The 2,975-nt window shown below is 55.1% G+C and carries 2 protein-coding genes and 1 pseudogene; 1 reads left to right on the top strand and 2 read right to left on the bottom strand.

Annotated features, from left to right (window positions below):
• Positions 1-50: 50 nt before the first annotated feature.
• A complete protein-coding gene (locus BP727_RS10815; protein ID WP_273278956.1) occupies positions 51-1,028 on the top strand; it encodes a lysylphosphatidylglycerol synthase transmembrane domain-containing protein in 978 nt (325 codons plus the stop codon).
• Between the two features lie 74 nt (positions 1,029-1,102).
• Here the strand turns inward: BP727_RS10815 and BP727_RS10810 are convergent, their stop codons facing one another.
• Both BP727_RS10810 and BP727_RS10805 read right to left on the bottom strand, forming a co-directional pair.
• Positions 1,103-2,782: a preprotein translocase subunit SecD gene (locus BP727_RS10810; protein WP_286858786.1), complete on the bottom strand. Its 1,680-nt coding sequence runs from the start codon at positions 2,780-2,782 to the stop codon at positions 1,103-1,105.
• A pseudogene (locus tag BP727_RS10805) lies at positions 2,779-2,975 on the bottom strand (preprotein translocase subunit SecF); the annotation flags it as partial. The pseudogene BP727_RS10805 and the gene BP727_RS10810, both read right to left, overlap by 4 nt.

Here is a 2,975-nt window from a genome sequence, read left to right as displayed (position 1 = left end):
GAGATCTTCGAGTCAATAAGTATTTACAGAATAGATCTACCTTCCAATTGATGAATGAGAGATTGAAGGCCACATTGTTCGCAGCTCTGATGAGCCTGGCCTCCATTATCTTCATTCTCTATTATACCGATGCTGACATAAGTTGGGAGTTGATCTCCCGGGTCAACGGGTGGTTCCTTTTTCTGGCGGTAGCCCTTCACGTGCTCTCCTGGATGCTTTACGCTCTCAGGCTCAAGCTGCTTGCATCCATGGCCGGCCACCAAATAGCCTTCCCTCTCTCCTTCAGATGCACCCTGGCCTCGAACTTCCTTGCCGCTATCACTCCATCCTCTGCTGGAGGAGAGCCCCTGCGAATCAAGGTCCTGGCAGATGATGGCATGAGCTATGGTGCTGCGACGGCGGTGGTGATAAGCGAGAGGCTACTTGACAGCATATTCTTTTTGACCTCGCTGGCCTTTTTTCTCATGGTCTCCGGCTTTTTCGCCGGATTCGGCCTGAAGGTTGGAGCGATATTCCTGCTCTTTCTCCTGGTTTTCCTGGCATTTCTCAGGCAGCTCATCATCCGGCCGAAGAGGGTTGCCCGTCTGATGGAGTGGATCAAGAAGAAGACCGGCAACCGAGCCATCGTCCTCACCATAGAGCGGGAGATATGGCTATTCAGGGACGCAGGAATTCAGCTTGCTAAAGAGACAATGCGTTGTTTGCCGGTACTGGTGGTGATGACGGCATTAATCTGGTTTAGCGATTTTCTGGTTCCCTCTGCCTTATTGGCGGGTATGGCTCAGGACCCTAGCATTCTCCTCTCAGTCACCGCCCAGAACATCCTGGCGATATTGAGCCTCTTGCCGTTGACCCCTGGAGCCAGCGGCATAGCCGAGCTGGGGATGAGCTACCTTTATTCCACCTTTGTCTCTCCTGCCTTGCTGCTGCCTCTCATCGTCCTGTGGCGCTTGATCACCTATTTCTTGAACATCGTCATAGGTGCAGCTTTCGCTGGTGCCACCATCAATGGAATGATGAAAAAATAGGGCAAAAAATTTGGCCTGCAGACCATCTTCCGGCCTGCAGCCGATAACCTCTCCTGATTTTACTTCTTTTCCGTCTAGTGCGTGCCCAGAATGTAACCTATGATTCTGCCATAGGCAGGTCTGGCCACCAGCGTTCCTAGGACCACTCCAATGATGATGATCAGGGCGAATCCGGTCAAGGCACCGAATCCCATATAGAGAAGCGGCAGCATGGCCATGATCGTCGTCGCTGCTGCGCCCAGGATTATGGCAAAGGCCCGGGACAGACGGCTCAAATAGATCTTGCTGGTGGTGGCGGCCACTTTGCCCACGCCCGCCTTATCCGCGGCCTCCGCCGCTCTCTCCTTTATGCTCCGGTCGGATGCAGCTGGCGCTGCTTCACCTCCTCGGATCACCTCATCGGTGATGATGACCAGCTGATCGACGCCCGTCCCTATCACCATGATGATGCCGGCCAGGCTGGCCAGATCGAGCTGCCATTTGGCCAGGGACCAGACGCCCAGCATTATCGCCACCTCGCTCAGGGAGGTAAAGAGCATGGGCAGAACTATTCTCCTCTCACGGTAGCGGTAGTATATCATGCCCGCAACTGCGAGCAGAGCTATCAGACCGGCTATGACCATCTGGATCTTGAACTGCTTGCCCAGAGCGGCAGATACCTGGCCTGATCCCACGATCTCCACATTGACCGGCAGAGCGCCCTCTTGCAGGTGAATTTGAAGCTGTTTTGCATCCTGGGAGCCCTCATCTCCGGCGCCCACGCGCGCCTCCAACCCGCGAGAGGGAACCTTCTGCAGACTGCTCGCCAGCTCTGGGGATAAGGGTGCGCTGAAGACTGGATCCTTATCCAGGTACATGGTTATGGGGTGAGCTTCGGGATTCTTGACCGCGCCCGTATCTATGGCTGCTTTCTGGAAGGCTGCCGCCCCCTCCTCGGAGAGGGTGAAGGGCACTCCCCAATTGCCCTGCTGATCTCCTCTGGGGATATCCACAGACTCAACTGCATCTCCATAGATGACATGCATGGTCTGGTTGTCCTCAGTCTGGATCCTGATCTCGAACTTGCCAGGCTTGCCCACAATATCCTGAGCTGAGGCCACATCCATTCCCGCAAGGTCGATGAGGATGTACTTGTTATCCACCATCCTCACTCTGATGTCCTGCAGCCCCAGGCGGTTGAGCTTGGAGTCAAGAACCCTTTTAGTCTCTTCCACGGTGTCCTTGGTCAGCCCCTCGACGAAGGTATCCTCGCCAATGGGCACCTTTCCTCCTACCGGAGCGAGAAGGGCATCAAGGGATTCCCTGGTGACGTTGGTCCTGATCTCATATAGGACGGGAGCAAACTGCACTATCTTGACGTCAGCATCAAGGTTCTTTTGCAGGTAGGTGATGATTATCGTCTCGGGAGCAGCAGGTATGGTGATCTTAGTGGCGTTGGCAAGTGCTGCCGTCTCTGCGCCCAGATATCCCACGTCGGTGGGCAACGTCGCATCGATCTTGCCCGGCACGGTCACAATATAGCTGTCGCCATGCCTATCCACGGAGCTGTTGGCAAACTGGTACTGGAGAATGCTCTCAGGATCGGCATCCACCTGGACCATAGCCCCCTGCAGCTTGAGCTGAAGGTACGATCCGCCCTGAAGGTCCAGGCCGTACTTAAGGCCGAAGGCCCCCAAACAGATCAACGCCGCCGCTAGGAATAAGGCGAATAATAGTACCCTCTTGTCTTTAGACAGGTCTTGTATCAGGCTCATCTCTTCTGCCCCCTTGCTGCCTTTCTTGGCCGGCTAAGGTACCATCTCAGCCCCTGAGCATTGGTGACCCAGGTGTTGAAGAGATCAGCTGCCAGGCCGAAGACGAGCACCATTGTCATGTCGGCGATGACATCCATCCGGCTGAATGAGGGCAGTACGAGGTGAAGGAGGTTGGAGACGAGAATAAGGGCGA

Origin of the sequence: Methanosaeta sp. UBA356, from assembly GCF_002496465.1 — an archaeon.
GTDB classification, from domain to species: Archaea; Halobacteriota; Methanosarcinia; order Methanotrichales; family Methanotrichaceae; genus Methanothrix; species Methanothrix soehngenii.
This window is presented reverse-complemented; position numbering and strand designations above follow the sequence as displayed.

Bases quoted from the DNA above. Each gene is read 5' to 3' on its own strand.
- BP727_RS10815 (WP_273278956.1), top strand. From the start codon at position 51: ATGAATGAGAGATTGAAGGCCACATTGTTCGCAGCTCTGATGAGCCTG.
- BP727_RS10810 (WP_286858786.1), bottom strand. From the start codon at position 2,782: ATGAGCCTGATACAAGACCTGTCTAAAGACAAGAGGGTACTATTATTC.